Annotated in this window: 16 protein-coding genes; 7 read left to right on the forward strand and 9 right to left on the reverse strand. The window is 63.9% G+C overall.

Annotated elements, in window-relative coordinates; all coding sequences use genetic code 11:
* The first annotated feature begins 71 nt into the window (after positions 1–71).
* The 7 genes from sodC to DNK10_RS14395 all read left to right on the forward strand — a co-directional run bounded on the left by sodC (position 72) and on the right by DNK10_RS14395 (position 9032).
* Positions 72–593, forward strand: coding sequence for a superoxide dismutase family protein (gene sodC / locus DNK10_RS14365; RefSeq protein WP_131179025.1), 522 nt, complete (start codon positions 72–74; stop codon positions 591–593).
* Positions 594–811: 218 nt separating this feature from the next.
* Positions 812–1024: a hypothetical protein gene (locus tag DNK10_RS26410; protein ID WP_131192136.1), complete on the forward strand. Its 213-nt coding sequence runs from the start codon at positions 812–814 to the stop codon at positions 1022–1024.
* Between the two features lie 17 nt (positions 1025–1041).
* Positions 1042–2115, forward strand: coding sequence for an HlyD family secretion protein (locus tag DNK10_RS14375; RefSeq protein ID WP_131192040.1), 1074 nt, complete (start codon positions 1042–1044; stop codon positions 2113–2115).
* Positions 2112–4856, forward strand: coding sequence for a ribosome-associated ATPase/putative transporter RbbA (gene rbbA, locus DNK10_RS14380; RefSeq protein WP_131192041.1), 2745 nt, complete (start codon positions 2112–2114; stop codon positions 4854–4856). Before DNK10_RS14375 ends, rbbA begins: the two co-directional genes overlap by 4 nt.
* Before the next feature lies 1 nt (position 4857).
* On the forward strand, positions 4858–5973 hold the full coding sequence (locus DNK10_RS14385; protein WP_131192042.1) for an ABC transporter permease: 1116 nt from the start codon (positions 4858–4860) through the stop codon (positions 5971–5973).
* A gap of 66 nt (positions 5974–6039) precedes the next feature.
* The gene (locus DNK10_RS14390; protein ID WP_131173593.1) at positions 6040–6258 is read left to right on the forward strand and encodes a YgdI/YgdR family lipoprotein; all 219 of its coding nucleotides are present in this window, start codon (positions 6040–6042) and stop codon (positions 6256–6258) included.
* Positions 6259–6539: 281 nt separating this feature from the next.
* The gene (locus DNK10_RS14395; RefSeq protein ID WP_131192043.1) at positions 6540–9032 is read left to right on the forward strand and encodes a phosphoketolase family protein; all 2493 of its coding nucleotides are present in this window, start codon (positions 6540–6542) and stop codon (positions 9030–9032) included.
* 215 nt (positions 9033–9247) lie between these two features.
* On the opposite strand, the gene flhB is transcribed toward DNK10_RS14395, so the two are convergent.
* The 9 genes from flhB to DNK10_RS14440 all read right to left on the reverse strand — a co-directional run bounded on the left by flhB (position 9248) and on the right by DNK10_RS14440 (position 16206).
* Positions 9248–10384, reverse strand: coding sequence for a flagellar biosynthesis protein FlhB (gene flhB / locus DNK10_RS14400; RefSeq protein ID WP_131179029.1), 1137 nt, complete (start codon positions 10382–10384; stop codon positions 9248–9250).
* Entirely contained in the window at positions 10385–11161 is a 777-nt protein-coding gene (gene fliR / locus DNK10_RS14405) for a flagellar biosynthetic protein FliR (RefSeq protein ID WP_131192044.1), read from the reverse strand.
* 5 nt (positions 11162–11166) lie between these two features.
* Positions 11167–11436 (reverse strand): flagellar biosynthesis protein FliQ, encoded by a 270-nt coding sequence (gene fliQ / locus DNK10_RS14410; protein WP_131179031.1) that lies wholly within the window; start codon positions 11434–11436, stop codon positions 11167–11169.
* Between the two features lie 10 nt (positions 11437–11446).
* Positions 11447–12232, reverse strand: a complete 786-nt coding sequence (gene fliP, locus DNK10_RS14415; RefSeq protein WP_131179032.1) for a flagellar type III secretion system pore protein FliP — start codon at positions 12230–12232, stop codon at positions 11447–11449.
* Entirely contained in the window at positions 12232–12657 is a 426-nt protein-coding gene (gene fliO / locus DNK10_RS14420) for a flagellar biosynthetic protein FliO (protein WP_131179033.1), read from the reverse strand. Before fliO ends, fliP begins: the two co-directional genes overlap by 1 nt.
* Positions 12658–12662: 5 nt before the next feature.
* Positions 12663–13133: a flagellar motor switch protein FliN gene (fliN, locus tag DNK10_RS14425; RefSeq protein ID WP_131179034.1), complete on the reverse strand. Its 471-nt coding sequence runs from the start codon at positions 13131–13133 to the stop codon at positions 12663–12665.
* 89 nt (positions 13134–13222) lie between these two features.
* The gene (gene fliM, locus DNK10_RS14430) at positions 13223–14194 is read right to left on the reverse strand and encodes a flagellar motor switch protein FliM (protein WP_131179035.1); all 972 of its coding nucleotides are present in this window, start codon (positions 14192–14194) and stop codon (positions 13223–13225) included.
* Between the two features lie 15 nt (positions 14195–14209).
* Positions 14210–14734, reverse strand: coding sequence for a flagellar basal body-associated protein FliL (fliL, locus tag DNK10_RS14435; RefSeq protein ID WP_131179036.1), 525 nt, complete (start codon positions 14732–14734; stop codon positions 14210–14212).
* A 242-nt stretch (positions 14735–14976) separates the two neighbouring features.
* Positions 14977–16206 carry a flagellar hook-length control protein FliK gene (locus DNK10_RS14440; protein WP_131192045.1) on the reverse strand — a complete coding sequence of 410 codons (1230 nt, stop codon included), beginning with the start codon at positions 16204–16206 and terminating at the stop codon, positions 14977–14979.
* Between the last annotated feature and the right edge of the window lie 51 nt (positions 16207–16257).

Consider the following 16257-nt stretch of genomic DNA (forward strand, 5'->3'; position numbering starts at 1 on the left):
CAGGAAACTCAAGTCCACAACCTGTGAGCGATGGTTTTGCCCACGGATTTTCCATCTACGAGGAGTCACGTATGAAACGCTGGATGATGGCCGCATTGGCCAGTTGCTGTGCCGCTAGCCTGCAGGCCGCCGACCTGGCGGTCGAACTCAATGCCGTGGACGCTAAAGGCGTTGGCACCTCGGTTGGCAAGGTGGTGATCAGCCAGAGCCCTTACGGCGTGGTTTTCACCCCTGAACTGCATGACTTGGAGCCAGGCGTGCACGGCTTCCACGTGCACGGCAAACCCAGTTGCGACCCCGCACCGAAGGATGGCCAGCCTTCAGCAGCCGAGTCCGCGGGTGGTCACTGGGATCCGCAGAACACCGGCAAACACGGCCTGCCCTGGGGCGATGGCCACCTGGGTGACCTCCCCGCCCTGCTGGTCACGGCGGACGGCAAAGCCAATCAGCCCGTACTGGCGCCGCGCATCAAAAGCGTGGATGAGCTGAAGAACCTGGCGCTGATGGTTCATGCCGGCGGCGATAACCATGCCGACCACCCCGAACCGCTGGGTGGCGGCGGTGCCCGCGTGGCCTGCGGCGTAATCGAGTAACGCCACGGCGCGTTAGCCTGCCAATACGCTTGCCACGCCACAGCCAGTGACAAGCCTCTGACGTACGAGCCCAGCGCTGGCATCACGATGCTGCGCTGGGCTCGTACGCCATCGAAGCGGGTCACTGCAGCGATGAAATCACGTCTATCCTGATTCCCCAGCGCAAGGGCGAACCACTCATCCTCACCAGCGATGAACCATCCCGCCTCGGCTGAACACTGGACGAACTCGTCCCGCTCGAGACCAACGCAGCTTTCACTGCGCAATCCCTGGCGGTCGCCCAGGCGCTGCGCCGGGATACCGGCAAAGTCAATGGCGCTTCCATTGCCCTGGGTCATCCCATCGCTCCCCGCCGTCATGCATACTGGCAATGCCGAGTATCCGCTTGTGGCACCCGCGCCTGGCCGCTACGTGAAGCAGTGAATGTCTGACCTTGGGAAATCGATCGATGAAGCAGCAGCACAGGAAAAACCTCACCCGTGTGGTGGTCGTGGCCGCCCTGGTCGCCGTTGCCGCCCTGGTATGGATGAAGGTGCGCCCAAGCGGACTGGGTGAGGGTTTCGCCAGCGCCAACGGCCGTATCGAAGCCACCGAAGTGGACGTGGCCAGCAAGCTGGCCGGCCGGCTCCTGGAAATCGAGGTCGAGGAAGGCGACTTCGTCCAGGTCGGACAGATCCTGGCGCGCATGGATACCCAGGTGCTCGTGGCGCAGTTGAACCAGGCCCGGGCCCAGGTACGCCAGGCGCAGAACGCCACCCGTACGGCCCATTCCCAGGTCTCCCTGCGGCAAAGCGAGAAGGTCACCGCCGAAGCCGTGGTGCGCCAGCGCCGCGCCGAACTCAGCGCCACGCAGAAACGCCATGAGCGCACCGCGATCCTGGTCAAGCGCAATGCCCTGCCACGCCAGCAACTGGATGACGACCTGGCCGCCCTGCAGAGCGGCCAGGCCGCCCTCGCCGCCGCACAATCCCAAGTGGTCTCGGCCCAGGCCGGCATCGAGGCCGCGCAATCCCAGGTGATCGAGGCCGAATCGGCGGTGCAAGCCGCCCAGGCCAGCGTCGAACGGCTGCAGGCCGATATCGAGGACAGCCAGCTCAAGGCACCGCGCAGCGGCCGCGTGCAGTACCGTATCAGCCAGCCCGGCGAAGTGCTGGCTGCGGGCGGCAAGGTGCTCAACCTGGTCGACCTCAACGATGTCTACATGAACATCTTTCTGCCTTCGCAGCAGGCCGGCCGGGTCGCCCTCGGTTCCGATGTGCACCTGGTGCTGGATGCGGCGCCGCAGTATGTGATCCCGGCCAAGGTGACCTTCGTCGCCAGCGTCGCGCAGTTCACGCCGAAGACCGTGGAAACCGCCAGCGAACGCGAGAAGCTGATGTTCCGGATCAAGGCGCGGATCGACCCCAACTTGCTCAAGGCGCATCTGGAGCAGGTCAAGACCGGCATCCCCGGCATGGCCTACCTGAAACTCGACGCTGCCGCCGAATGGCCGCAAGACCTGCAGATCCGGATTCCCCAATGACGCAGAGCCCCTCCGTCGTGGCGCAGCTGCTCGACGTCAGCCTGCGCTACGGCAAGACCTGCGCGGTGGATCACGTCAGCCTGGAGATTCCCGCCAGGCGCATGATCGGCCTGATCGGCCCGGACGGGGTCGGCAAGTCCAGCCTGCTGGCGCTGATCGCCGGGGCGCGCAAGCTGCAGGACGGCACGGTGCGGGTGCTCGATGGCGACATGGCCGACGCCGGCCACCGCCGCGCCATCTGCCCGCGCATCGCCTACATGCCCCAGGGCCTGGGCAAGAACCTCTACCCGACCCTGACCGTGTTCGAGAACCTCGACTTCTTCGGCCGGCTGTTCGGCCAGGACGCAGCGGAACGCAAGGCGCGCATCGCCGACCTGGTACAGAGCACCGGCCTCGCACCCTTCACCGAACGCCCGGCCGGCAAGCTGTCCGGCGGCATGAAGCAGAAGCTCGGGCTGTGCTGTGCGCTGATCCATGACCCGGATCTGCTGATCCTCGACGAACCCACCACCGGCGTCGATCCGCTGGCGCGCAACCAGTTCTGGGAGCTGATCGAGCGCATCCGCACGCGCCGTCCCGGCATGAGCGTGCTGGTCGCCACCGCCTACATGGACGAAGCCCAGCGGTTCGACTGGCTGGTGGCCATGGACGACGGCAAGGTGCTGGATACCGGCACCCCCGGCGAACTGCTCGAGCGCACCGCAACCGACAACCTGGAAGAAGCCTTCATCGCCCTGTTGCCCGAAGCCAAGCGCAGCGGCCACCATGCCCTGGTGATTCCACCGCGTCCGGCGGCCAGCGGCGACGACGCGGTGGCCATCGAGGCCCATGGCTTGACCTGCCGCTTCGGCGATTTCGTCGCCGTCGACCACGTGGATTTCCGCATCGAACGCGGGGAGATCTTCGGCTTCCTCGGCTCCAATGGCTGCGGCAAGTCGACCACCATGAAGATGCTCACCGGCCTGCAGCCGGCCAGCGAAGGCGAAGCCTTTCTGTTCGGCCAGCCGGTCGACCCCAGGGACATCGAAACCCGTCGGCGGGTCGGCTACATGTCCCAGGCCTTTTCGCTGTACAGCGAGCTGAGCGTGCTGCAGAACCTCGACCTGCACGCCCGGCTGTTCCACATTCCGGTGCAGCAGCGGACTGGGCGTATCCAGGAAATGCTCGACAGATTCAGCCTGCAAGGCGTCGCCGAGCAACTGCCGGCCGACCTGCCCCTGGGCGTGCGCCAACGCCTGTCGCTGGCAGTGGCGGTGATCCACAAGCCGGAAATCCTGATCCTCGACGAGCCCACCTCGGGGGTCGACCCGATCGCCCGGGACGGCTTCTGGGAACTGCTGATCGACCTGTCGCGCAAGGACGGCGTGACCATCTTCATTTCCACCCACTTCATGAACGAGGCGCTGCGCTGCGATCGCATGTCGATGATGCACGCCGGCCGGGTGCTGGACAGCGATACGCCGCAGGCGCTGATGGACAAGCGCGGCCTGGCCACCCTGGAAGAGACCTTCATCGCCTACCTGCGCGATGCCGCCGGCAGCGACGAGAGCGCCCCGGAGGCCACGCCGGACGTAGCGCCAGAAGCCTCGAACGGCACCGCCGACGCGTCGACGTCACGCTTCAGCCTGCGCCGCCTGTACAGCTACAGCCAGCGCGAAGCCATGGAACTGCGCCGCGACCCGATCCGCGCCACCCTGGCCCTGCTCGGCACGGTGCTGCTGATGTTCATCATGGGCTACGGCATCAGCATGGACGTGGAGGATCTGAACTACGCGGTGCTCGACCGCGACCAGACCACCACCAGCGCCGCCTACGCCCTGAACATCGCCGGCTCGCGCTACTTCGTGGAACAAGCGCCGTTGCGCGACTATGCCGATCTCGACCAGCGCATGCGCAAGGGCGAGATCAGCCTGGCGCTGGAGATTCCGCCCGGCTTCGGCCGCGACCTCAAGCGCGGCGAGGTGCCGCAGGTGGGCTTCTGGGTGGATGGCGCCATGCCGACCCGCGCCGACACCGTCAAGGGCTACGTGCAAGGCATCCACCAGAGCTACCTGGAGGAACTCGCCCGTGGCTCGACCCAGGGGGTGGCGGCCAGTCCGTTCGACATCACCCTGCGCTACCGCTACAACCCCGACGTGCAGAGCCTGCCGGCCATGGTGCCGGCGGTGATCCCGATCCTGCTGATGCTGATCCCGGCCATGCTCACCGCCCTCGGCGTGGTGCGCGAGAAGGAACTGGGCTCGATCACCAACTTCTACGTCACCCCGGTGACCCGCCTGGAGTTCCTGCTCGGCAAGCAGTTGCCCTACATCGGCCTGGGCATGATCAACTTCTTCATGCTGGTGGCCCTGTCGGTGCTGGTGTTCGACGTCCAGGTCAAGGGCAGCATGCTGACCCTGACCATCGGTGCCCTGCTCTACGTGATCTGCGCCACCGGCCTCGGCCTGCTGATGTCGTCGATCCTCAACAGCCAGATCGCCGCCATCTTCGGCACCGCCATCGCCACCCTGCTGCCGGCGACGCAGTTCTCCGGCCTGATCCACCCGGTATCGGCCATGGAAGGCGCCGGCGCCTTCATCGGCAATATCTACCCGACCAGCCACTTCCTGACCATCAGCCGTGGCGTGTTTTCCAAGGCCCTGGGTTTGCACGACCTGTACCTCTATTTCTTTCCCCTGCTGCTGACCATTCCCGTGCTGACCCTGCTCAGCGTCGCCGGCCTGAAGAAGCAGGAGCATTGAGATGCGCAAACTGAGCAATATCCTGCAGTTGGGGATCAAGGAACTGCGCAGCCTGTATCGCGATCCGGCGTTGTTGCTGCTGATCGTCTACGCCTTCACCCTCGGCATCTACTCCAGCGCCACCGGGGTGCCGGAAGCCCCGCACCGCGCCACCATCGGGGTGATAGACGAGGATCGCTCGCAGCTGTCCCAGCGCATCATCGCGGCCTTCCAGATGCCCTACTTCCTCGTCCCGAAGCCGATCACCCTGGAGGAAATGGACAGCGGCATGGATGCGGGCCTCTACACCTTCACCCTGAACATCCCGCCGAACTTCCAGCAGGATCTGCTCGCCGGGCGCCAGCCGAGCATCCAGCTCAACGTCGACGCTACCCAGGTCAGCCAGGCTTTCACCGGGGCCGGGCACATCCAGCAGATCATCGCTGCCGAAGCCGGCGAATTCCTCCAGCGCACGCGCGGCGCGGCGACCCAGTCGGTCGAGGCGGTGGTGCACATGAACTACAACCCCAACCTGGTACGTGCCTGGTTCGGCTCGGTGAACGAGGTGATCAACCAGATCACCATGCTGTCGATCATCCTCACCGGCGCCGCGCTGATCCGCGAACGCGAGCACGGCACCATCGAGCATCTGCTGGTGATGCCGGTCACGCCGTTCGAGATCATGTGCGCCAAGGTCTGGTCGATGGGCCTGGTGGTGCTGACGGCTTCGGCCATCGCCCTGACCCTGGTGGTCGAGGGCTGGCTGGAGGTGCCCATACCGGGCTCCATCGCGCTGTTCCTGTGCGGTGCGGCCCTGCACCTGTTCGCCACCACCTCGATGGGCATCTTCTTCGGCACCCTGGCCCGTTCGATGCCGCAACTGGGCCTGCTGATCATCCTCGTGCTGATGCCGCTGCAGATCCTCTCGGGCGGCATGACGCCCCGGGAAAGCATGCCGGAGGCGGTGCAGTACATCATGCTGCTGGCCCCTACCACGCACTTCGTCGAACTGGCCCAGGCCATCCTCTTCCGTGGCGCGGGAAGCGCGATCGTATGGCCACAGTTGGTGGCGCTGGCCATCATCGGCAGCCTGTTCTTCGTCGGCGCCTTGTCGCGGCTGCGCAAGTCATTGCATTGAGGATCGATCGATGCCGAAGCGCCACGCACAGCCGACACCCCACCTGAGCCATACCGGAGTCTCACCATGAAACAATTCGCCATCATCCTCTCTGCCGTTGCCCTCGCCGCCCTGTTGAGCGGCTGCTCCACGCCTTCGCTGATCATTCTCAACGACGGCCAGGAACTGCAGACGCTGGACAAGCCCAAGTTCGATAAAAAGACCGGCTTCTACGAATTCCGGCAACTGGACGGCAAGTCGAACCGCATCAACAAGGATCAGGTGCAAAGCATCAAGCAACTGTAACGTCCGTGCGCTACTGATGCGGCTCCAGCGGCGCGCCCGTCATGCCGGGGGCGTTGGTGCCCGAGCCGCCCAGGCGAGCCCATGCGCTCCGCTTGCCGTGCGGCGGTCAATCGAACCCGGATGCCGCGTTCGTGCCTACACTGGTGACACACCATCCTCGCCGGATCCAGTCGTACCGGTGCGCCGCCAGGCGATGGCGGACAGGTCGTGACAGCGGACGCCGGACACGACCTGACGCTCAACGCCTCGAACGAACCACCACAGCCCGACAGGAGTTGCCCGTGTTCCATTTCAATCCCGACCTTTCCAGTGCCGATACCACGCCTCCCCCCGTACCGCCTGCCGCCGCCAAGCCGGTGCTCGACGATCGGCAACTGGCGGTCATCCAGCGCTACTGGCAGGCGGCCAATTACCTCTGCGTGGGGCAGATCTACCTGCAGGACAACGCGCTGCTGCAGGAGCCGCTGAAGGCCGAGCACATCAAGCCACGCCTGCTCGGCCACTGGGGCACCTCGGCCGGACAGAACTTCATCTATGCCCACCTCAACCACCTGATCGGCCGCGAAGGCGTGGAAATGCTGTTCCTCTCCGGCCCCGGCCACGGCGGCCCGACCCTCAACGCCTGCGCCTGGCTGGAAGGCACCTACAGCGAAGTCCACCCGCAGATCAGCCGTGACGCCGACGGCATGCGCCGCTTTTTCCGTTCGTTCTCGACCCCCGGCGGCGTGCCCAGCCACTGTGGGCCGCACACACCGAACTCGCTGCACGAGGGGGGCGAACTGGGCTACTCGCTGATGCATGCCTTCGGCACCGTGTTCGACAACCCCGAGCTGGTGGCGGTCTGCGTGATCGGCGACGGCGAAGCGGAAACCTGCCCGCTGGAAGGCAGCTGGAAAAGCATTCGCTTCCTCGATCCGCGCAAGGACGGCGCGGTGCTGCCGATCCTGCACCTCAACGGCTACAAGATCTCCGGCCCGACCGTCGAGGCGCGTACCGATGACGCCGACCTGATCCAGCTCTACCAGGGCCGCGGCTACGAGCCGATCATCGTCGCCGGCGACGACCTGCCCGGCATGCACCAACGCTTCGCCGCCGCCCTGTCCGACAGCTACCAGCGGATTCGCCAGTTGCAGGCCCAGGCCCGCGACCAGGATCTGCCGCGGGTCGGCCGCTGGCCGATGATCATCCTGCGCTCCCCCAAAGGCTGGACCGGGCCGATCGAGGTCGACGGCCTGCCGGTGTCCGGCACCTTCCGCGCCCACCAGGTGCCCCTGGCGGGGGTACGGGAAGACCCGCAGCACCTGGCCTTGCTGGAGGCCTGGCTGCGCAGCTACGAACCCCACAGCCTGTTCGACCACAACGGCGTGCCGGCGGCCGATCTCGACGAGCTCAACCCGCCCGCCCACCTGCGCCTCGGCGCGGTGCCCCACGTCAACGGCGGACGGCTACTGACCGCCCTGGATCTGCCCGCCTTCGGCGAATACTCGCTGGCGGTACCGGCCCCCGGCCAGGTGATCGCCGAGGCGCCGCGCAAGCTGGGCGAGTTCCTGCGCGACGTGATCCGCCGCAACCCGCGCAACTTCCGGATGTTCAGTCCCGACGAAACCAATTCCAACCGCCTCAACGCGGTGTTCGAAGCCTCTTCCCGCACCGCGTCCGGCCCGCTGCTAGAACTGGACGATCAACTGGCGATGGACGGCCGGGTCATGGAAGTGCTCAGCGAACACCTGTGCGAAGGCTGGCTGGAAGGCTATCTGCTCACCGGGCGGCATGGCATGTGGTCGACCTACGAGGCCTTCGCCCAGGTCGTCGATTCGATGGTCACCCAGCATGCCAAATGGTTGCAGCAATGCCGCGAGTTTCCCTGGCGCAAGCCGCTGGCGTCGCTGAACATCCTGATCACCAGCCACGCCTGGCGCAATGACCACAATGGCTTCAGCCATCAATCCACCGGCTTCGTCGACAACGTCCTGCAACGCCGCTCGGAGGTGGTGCGCATCTACTACCCGCCGGACTCCAACTGCCTGGTCAACGTGTTCGACCACTGCCTGCGCAGCCGCAACTACATCAACGTGGTGACCTGCGGTAAGCAGCCGGACTTCCAGTGGCTGGACTTCGAGGCGGCCCTGGAACACTGCTCGCGCGGCGCGTCGATCTGGAGCTTCGCCAGCAGCGACGGCGGCGGCGAGCCGGACATCGTGCTGGCCTGCGCCGGCGACGTGCCCACCACGGAAGCGGTGGCCGCCTCATGGCTGCTGCAGAAGCATGTGCCGGGTATCAAGGTGCGCCTGGTCAACGTGGTCGACCTGGGCATCCTCGCCTCGCCGCGGGATCGCCCCCACGGCCTGGACGACGCCAGCTTCGAGGCCCTGTTCACCCGGGATGTGCCGGTGATCTTCGCCTTCCATGGCTCGACCTGGGTCATCCACTCCATGGTGCATGGCCGGGCCAACGAGGCCCGCTTCCATGTCCGCGGTTTTTCCGATCAAGGCACCACCACCACTCCGTTCGACATGGTGGTGCTGAACGACCTCAGCCGCTACCAGTTGGCCAGCGAAGCGCTCAAGTACGTCCCCCGCCTGCGCGCCCAGGCCAGCCAGGCGGTCGATCTGTTCCAGCGCAAACTGCGCGAGCACCACAGCTACATCCGCGAGCACTTCGAGGACTTGCCGGAAATCCGCAACTGGCACTGGACGGATGATTTCGAGCAACCGACCGCCCCGCCGCCACTGGCCAAAGGACATGCCCGGGGCCAGACCTTCACCGACGCGTGAGGCGCGCGCAAGGCTGATGCAGCACGCCAGTCGGCGCTAATGGTCATGACCGCTGGCCGCTCCGAATTACGTTGCCTCACGCCAAACCGCGTCGCGGCCGCCAATCGCCGCGAGGGCGCTGTGCCTACAGGATCGCGGCAAGCTACCGACCCTGTAGGAGCGTCGCCCCCGGCGCGATGCGATCGTGGCCACCCCGCAGAATCCGTGGCATGACGCTATTCGTCGCGACGCAGATCCGGCGGAATGGGCAGATCCTTCAACGGTGTTGGCCGCTTGCCCTTACCAGCCTGGTACTGACGAATCTGATAGACGTACGCCAATACCTGGGCCACCGCCAGATAAAGACCGGCCGGGATCTCCTGATCCAGTTCGGTGGTGTGATAGATCGAGCGAGCCAGGGCTGGCGACTCCAGCAGCATCACGTTGTGCTCCTGAGCGATCTCGCGGATCTTCAGCGCCGTGAAATCCCCCCCTTTGGCCAGTAGTACCGGTGCCTGGCCCTTTGCCGGGTCGTATTTCAGTGCCACCGCAAAGTGGGTCGGGTTGGTGATTACCACATCGGCCTGAGGTACCGCCTGCATCATGCGCCGCTCGGCCATTTCGCGCTGCAACTGGCGAATCCGCTGTTTGACCTCGGGCTTGCCCTCACTGTCCTTGTACTCGTCCCTGACCTCCTGCTTGGTCATCTTCAGCTTCTTCTTGTTGTCCCAGAGCTGGAACGGCACATCCACGGCGGCGATCAGGATCAGCCCGAGGGACATCCACAGCGCACTCCAGCCGACCACTTGAGCGGCATGCATGATCGCCGATTCGATCGGTTCGTTGGCGATCGCCATCAGATCGTCACGATCCATCGACAGCACCACCAGTGCCACCACGAGGATCAGGATGAACTTGGCCAGCGCCTTGAGCAGCTCGACCAGTGCCTTCACCGAGAACATGCGCTTGAGCCCGGCCAGCGGGTTCATGCGGCTGAACTTGGGAGCCATGGCCTTGGCCGAGAACAACCAGCCACCCAGGGCGATGGGGCCGACGATGGAAGCGATCAGCAGGGTCACGAACAGTGGAACCAACGCCTCCATCGCCACCTGTCCGGAGGCGGCCAGCAACAGGCCCATGTTGCGCTCATCGAACAGATCCTCGCGTGACAACACGAAATTGCCGCGCATGACGTCCAGCAGCGCGATGCCCAGACCGCCCCCTGTGGCCAGCAGGCCGCCGGTGCCAGCGAGCATGATGGCGAAGGTGTTCAGCTCGCGCGAACGCGCGATCTGCCCTTTCTCGCGGGATTCACGGAGACGCTTCTCCGTGGGTTCCTCGCTTTTTTCGGCACCACTTTCGGATTCGGCCACTCAGCTCGCCCTCACCAGTTCACGCAGCATCGTCAGGGCTTCGGCAGCCATTACCTGGTAATGCGCGAGGATATCGGCCAGGGAAATCCACACGATCACCATCCCCAGCACCAGGGTCAGCGGGAAGCCGATGGAAAAGATGTTCAGCTGCGGTGCAGCACGGGTCATCACGCCAAAGGCGATATTGACCACCAGCAACGCGGTAACCGCCGGCAACACCAGAATAAGCGCCGCCCCCATCACCCAGCCGAGCTTGGTCGCCACTTCCCAGTAGTGCTCAACCTGCAGCCCGGAGCCAGGCGGCAGCGTCACGAAACTCTCGGCCAGCACCTCGAACACCACCAGATGGCCGTTCATGGCCAGAAACAGCAAGGTCACCAGCATGGTGAAATACTGGCCGATCACCGGCACCGAAATACCGTTGGCAGGGTCGACCATGGATGCGAAACCCAGGCCCATCTGCATCGCCAGGATCTGCCCGGCGACCACGAAGACATGGAAGAACAGCTGCAACACGAAGCCGAGCATGACGCCGATGAGAATTTCCTGAGCGATGAGCACGAAGGCTTGCAGGCTGATGGCATCGACCTGCGGCATAGGCGGCAACGTCGGCACCAGCACCACACTGATGGCCAGCGCCAGATACAGGCGCACCCGGGTCGGCACCAGCTGCGTACCGATGATCGGCATCACCATCAGCAAGGCCGCGATGCGGAACAGCGGCAGCAAAAAACTGCTGACCCAGCCGCCGATCTGCGCATCGCTCAGCTCGAACATCGCACTCAGCCGATCAGCTGCGGGATGTTCATGATCAGATTCTGCGTGTATTCCATCAGCTCACGCACCATCCAGGGCCCGGCAACGATCAGGGTCAGCAGCATCACCAGCAAACGCGGCAGAAAGCTCAGGGTCTGTTCGTTGATCTGCGTGGCGGCCTGGAACATCGCCACCATCAGGCCCACCAACAGGCTGGGAGTGACCAGCAAACCGACCATGAGGCAGATCAGCCAGAGCCCTTCACGGAACAGGTCGACGGCGACTTCAGGGGTCATGTGAACCTCGCTATAAGGTGCCGAAACTACTGGCCAGGGTGCCCATGATCAGGGCCCAGCCATCGACCAGCACGAACAGCATGATCTTGAACGGCAGCGAAATGATCAGCGGCGACAACATCATCATACCCATGGCCATGAGGATGCTCGCCACCACCATGTCGATGATCAGGAACGGGATGAAGATCATGAAACCGATCTGGAAGGCGGTCTTCAGTTCCGACGTGACGAAGGCCGGCACCAGAATGGTCAGCGGCGCCTCATCCGGGCTGGCAATGTCGGTGCGCTTGGACAGGCGTACGAACAGCTCCAGATCGCTCTCACGGGTCTGCGCCAGCATGAAGTTCTTGATCGGCCCTTCCGCCCGCTCGATCGCCTGCTGCGCCGGCAACTGCTCGTTCAGGTAAGGCTGCAGCGCCTCGCGGTTTATCTGGTCGAACACCGGCGCCATGATGAACATCGTCAGGAATAACGCCAGGCCGACGAGAATCTGGTTGGACGGCGTTTGCTGCAAGCCCAAGGCCTGACGCAGGATGGAAAACACGATGATGATACGCGTGAAGCTGGTCATCAGCATGACGAACGCCGGGATGAAGCTCAGCGCGGTCATGATCAGCAGGATCTGCAGGCTGACCGAATATTCCTGCTGGCCGTCGGCGTCGGTGCTCAGGGTGATAGCCGGAATCGACAGCGGATTGCTGCCCTGCTGGATCAGCGAACTGCCTGCAGGCGGCTCCTGGGCAAAGGTCAGCGAGGCGCCCAGTGTGAACACCAATACAAGCAGAAGGCGCAGCATCAGGACTTGTCCTTCTGATCCTTGCCCAACAGCTCCATCAGGCGCTGGGCGAACTCCGTGGAGGCTGGCTCGGCATCAGGCAGATGAACCGGCTCGCCCATCACGTGCAGCGGATTGATCCGCCCCGGGGTCAAACCCAGCAGTATCTGCTCGTTACCCACCTGCACCAGCACCAGCCGATCACGCGGGCTCAAGGCCTGGGTGGCGACGATCTTGATCACCTTGCCGCCACTCGGCCCCATGCGCTGTACACGACGCATCATCCAGGCGAGCAGGAAAATCAGGCCGATGACCAGCAACAGGCCAATGACCAGTTGCACCAGTTGGCCACCAATACCGCTACCGGCCGCAGGCGCCTGAGCCGCGGGCTCGGCAGCCAGCACAGAGAGCGGCAGCGCCAGTAAAGCGAGCAGAATTCTGTTCATCGTCTTCAGCGCAGCTTCTTGATGCGTTCGCTAGGGCTGATCACGTCGGTCAGGCGAATGCCGAACTTCTCGTTGACCACCACCACTTCGCCATGGGCGATCAGGGTACCGTTGACCAGCACGTCGAGTGGCTCGCCGGCAAGGCGGTCGAGTTCGATCACCGAGCCCTGGTTGAGCTGCAGCAGGTTGCGGATGGTGATGTCGGCATTACCCACCTCCATGGAGATGGAGACGGGAATGTCGAGGATCACGTCGAGATTCGGGCCGTCCAGGCTGACCGGATTGTTGGCCTTGGGCATGCTGCCGAATTCTTCCATCGGTACCCGCGGTGCGGCCGGCTGGCTTGGCGCGCTGGCGGCCAGCATGGCATCGATGTCGTCCTGCCCGGCGGCGTCGCCGGATTCGGACAGGGCTGCTGCCCACTCATCGGCCAGTGCCTGCTCCTCAGGCGTGGTGTTTTCGTTCTCGTCTGCCATCGTTCAACCTCGGCTGGCGTTTATCGGTTGGGCCACACGCTCGGGCGCACGGCGAAATGGGTAAGGCTTCACGGGCCACATGGCAGTGCCTAACGGTGACGCTCGATCGGGTCGAGCACCTGAAGCGACAGGTTGCCCTTGTGCGAGCCTAGCTTGACCTTGAAGGACGGTACGCCATTGGCACGCAGGATCATGTGTTCCGGCAGCTCCACGGGAATTACGTCGCCCGGCTGCATGTGCAGGATGTCGCGTACCTTCAGTTGACGACGCGCCACCGTGGCACTGAGCGGCACGCTGACTTCGAGGATGTCCTCGCGCAGAGCCTTGACCCAGCGTTCGTCCTGGTCGTCGACATCGGACTGAAAACCGGCATCGAGCATCTCGCGGATCGGCTCGACCATGGCGTAGGGCATGGTGATGTGCAGGTCGCCACCACCGCCATCGAGTTCGATGTGAAAGGTCGACACCACGATGACTTCGCTCGGGCTGACGATGTTGGCCAGCGCCGGGTTGACCTCCGAGCCGACGTACTCGAAGTTGATATCCATTACCGCGGCCCAGGCTTCACGCAGGTCGACGAACGCCTGATCCAGCACCATACGCACCACGCGCAACTCGGTAGGCGTGAACTCACGACCCTCGATCTTGGCGTGGCGGCCATCACCACCAAAGAAATTGTCGACCAACTTGAACACCAGCTTGGCATCGAGAATGAACAGGCCGGTGCCACGCAGCGGCTTCATCTTCACCAGGTTGAGGCTGGTCGGTACGTACAGCGAGTGAACGTACTCGCCGAACTTCATCACCTGCACACCACCTACGGCCACATCGGCGGAGCGTCGCAGCAGATTGAACATGCTGATGCGGGTGTAGCGCGCAAAGCGCTCGTTGATCATTTCCAGGGTCGGCATGCGACCGCGCACGATCCGATCCTGACTGGTCAGGTCGTATTGCTTGACGCTGCCCGGCTCGACGAATTCCTCGGTTTCCACCAAGCCGTCGTCGACACCGTGCAACAGCGCGTCGATCTCGTCCTGGGACAGCAGGTCTTGCACAGCCATTATCGGACTCCCGCCCTATTGCAACACAAGGTTGGTGAACAGCACCTGCTCGACGGTCACTTTACCCGTCTCCTTCTCAGCCAGTTGCTGCACGCTGGCCGTGGCCTGCTGGCGCAGCATCTCTTTGCCCACCGGGGTGACCAGCGTGGCGAAATCCTGGCTGGAGAACAGCATCACCAGGTTGTTGCGCAGTACCGGCATATGCACCTTCAGTGCATCGAGCCCGGCCTGGTCACGGGTCATCAGGGCAACGCTGACCTGCATGTAGCGGGCCCGGCCGTTCTGGGTGAAATTGACCACGAACGCCGGCGCCAATTCTTCGTAAATGGCCGGTTTCTTGACCGGAGCGGCGTTCTGGGCCGACTCATGGGCCGTATCTTCCTTGGCCGCACCCTTGCTGAGAAAGAACCAGGTGCCACCAATCGACAGCCCCACGGCGAGCAGCAGCGCCAGGACGATCACGATGATGAGCTTCAGCTTACCGGCCGGCTTGCTTCCAGCCTCGGTAGCAACAGCGAGTGGGGCGTTCTTCTTAGCCATGCCAAAAATCCGTCACGGAGTGGAGATCCTTCCGCTTTCAAAGGGTTAAGAGCAAGTGTTATGCCAGCTCATAAGCTTGGGTGCAATTGCTGCGCGCGCCATGTTACGCGAAAGCCGAGCATCGGCTCATAAATGAAATAACCCTGACCCAGTGGTTCGGGGCAGGGTTAAGTCTAGAACAGAGTCTGGCGATCGGGATGAGCGGCGGCCCGGCAGTTCAGCCGCATCGCCGACGAACGACGTCAGGCGTAGTAGTCGACCATACCGCGGCCAGCTCCCTGGCCAGGATCACGCAGTTCGACACTGCCGATCACCCGCTCTTCTTCGCCAGTACCGGCAGTGCCATCATCCGCGGGCCGATCGCCGCGGCCGCGACCATCGTTCTCCTGGCCCTGCCATGCACGCCCCTGGGATTGGTCGGAAACGTTCACGTCAGCGAGGTTCATGCCTTGCTGGGTGAACATCTCACGCAGGCGGTGCATCTGGCTTTCCAGCGCTTCGCGCACACCTGGATGGGCGCTGGCGAAGCTGATCTGGGTCTGATCCTGGTTCAGGCTGATGCGCACGTCCAGGCGACCAAGCTCAGCGGGGTCGAGCTGAATTTCGGCGGACTTGAGGTTCTGGCTGGACATCCACATCACCTTGTCCACCACGCCCTCGCCCCAGCCGGTCTGCTGCATGGCTACCGGCTGCCCGGGCACCATGGGTACCCGCGCGGCTTGCGAGGTCTGCTGACCAATCACCTGGCTCAGCGCACTGAGTTTACTGACGAACTGCTCGGGGGCTGTGTCCGCCGAACTTTCCTTGAGCGCCTCCAGAGCTTCGGTGCTGAGCTCGAACAGCGGCAGCTCGGCGGATTCGCCCTCTACATCGACAGCCGTAGATTTCATACCCATCGCCGCCATGGCGCTGGCAAATACCTGGGCGCTCGTCGCGCCCTGCTCTGCCACCTTTTCCTGCGCGCCGATATCAAGCGCCAAGCGCACCGCGGGTAATTGATTGAGCGCATCGATCTCGGGATCGAAACTGGCTTCGGTCATGCTGGCAGGCGCGGAACCGATCAGGCTGGTCGACACGGCGGCAGCCTGCGCTTGCAGCTCAGGATCGACCTCCACCACTACCGGTTGCGGCTCGAAAAGGCCGAGCATCAGCAGTGGATCGACAGCGCCGTCCTCGCTTGCCGGATCGGCAGGCAAATCCTTGCCGCTTTCGGCAACGGCTGGCGCCTGATCCGACGTCGGCGTCGAACTACTGACGTTTCGCTGCGGCTCGGCTTTGCTGTCGCGTGCGTTTCTGGCGGCGCTGTCCTGGCGTTCAACGGCCTTGGCCTGGCGCTCTTTGGCATACACCTGCGAGAAGCTGGAAGCCTCTTGCTTGCGCGGTTCGGCCGTACTCTGCGCATTGTTCGCCGCAGGGGCCTTGGGCTTGGCCACGGTGGTAGGCGTCAGCAGCAGATCGGGGGCAACGGGCATGAATGCTCTCCGCTTGAATGATGTAGTGAGCACAGAGCAAGCAAGGGCCGG

The organism is Phytopseudomonas daroniae, from assembly GCF_004327275.1.
GTDB classification, from domain to species: Bacteria; Pseudomonadota; Gammaproteobacteria; order Pseudomonadales; family Pseudomonadaceae; genus Aquipseudomonas; species Aquipseudomonas daroniae.

What these genes read in the sequence shown, in the direction of transcription:
- rbbA (WP_131192041.1), top strand. Translation starts at nt 2,112, where the DNA reads ATGACGCAGAGCCCCTCCGTCGTGGCGCAGCTGCTCGACGTCAGCCTG.
- fliN (WP_131179034.1), bottom strand. Translation starts at nt 13,133, where the DNA reads ATGGCAGACGAGAACGAAAACACCACGCCTGAGGAGCAGGCACTGGCC.
- fliR (WP_131192044.1), bottom strand. Translation starts at nt 11,161, where the DNA reads ATGTTCGAGCTGAGCGATGCGCAGATCGGCGGCTGGGTCAGCAGTTTT.
- fliM (WP_131179035.1), bottom strand. Translation starts at nt 14,194, where the DNA reads ATGGCTGTGCAAGACCTGCTGTCCCAGGACGAGATCGACGCGCTGTTG.
- fliO (WP_131179033.1), bottom strand. Translation starts at nt 12,657, where the DNA reads ATGAACAGAATTCTGCTCGCTTTACTGGCGCTGCCGCTCTCTGTGCTG.
- fliL (WP_131179036.1), bottom strand. Translation starts at nt 14,734, where the DNA reads ATGGCTAAGAAGAACGCCCCACTCGCTGTTGCTACCGAGGCTGGAAGC.
- sodC (WP_131179025.1), top strand. Translation starts at nt 72, where the DNA reads ATGAAACGCTGGATGATGGCCGCATTGGCCAGTTGCTGTGCCGCTAGC.
- DNK10_RS14375 (WP_131192040.1), top strand. Translation starts at nt 1,042, where the DNA reads ATGAAGCAGCAGCACAGGAAAAACCTCACCCGTGTGGTGGTCGTGGCC.
- DNK10_RS14390 (WP_131173593.1), top strand. Translation starts at nt 6,040, where the DNA reads ATGAAACAATTCGCCATCATCCTCTCTGCCGTTGCCCTCGCCGCCCTG.
- fliP (WP_131179032.1), bottom strand. Translation starts at nt 12,232, where the DNA reads ATGCTGCGCCTTCTGCTTGTATTGGTGTTCACACTGGGCGCCTCGCTG.
- DNK10_RS14440 (WP_131192045.1), bottom strand. Translation starts at nt 16,206, where the DNA reads ATGCCCGTTGCCCCCGATCTGCTGCTGACGCCTACCACCGTGGCCAAG.
- fliQ (WP_131179031.1), bottom strand. Translation starts at nt 11,436, where the DNA reads ATGACCCCTGAAGTCGCCGTCGACCTGTTCCGTGAAGGGCTCTGGCTG.
- DNK10_RS14385 (WP_131192042.1), top strand. Translation starts at nt 4,858, where the DNA reads ATGCGCAAACTGAGCAATATCCTGCAGTTGGGGATCAAGGAACTGCGC.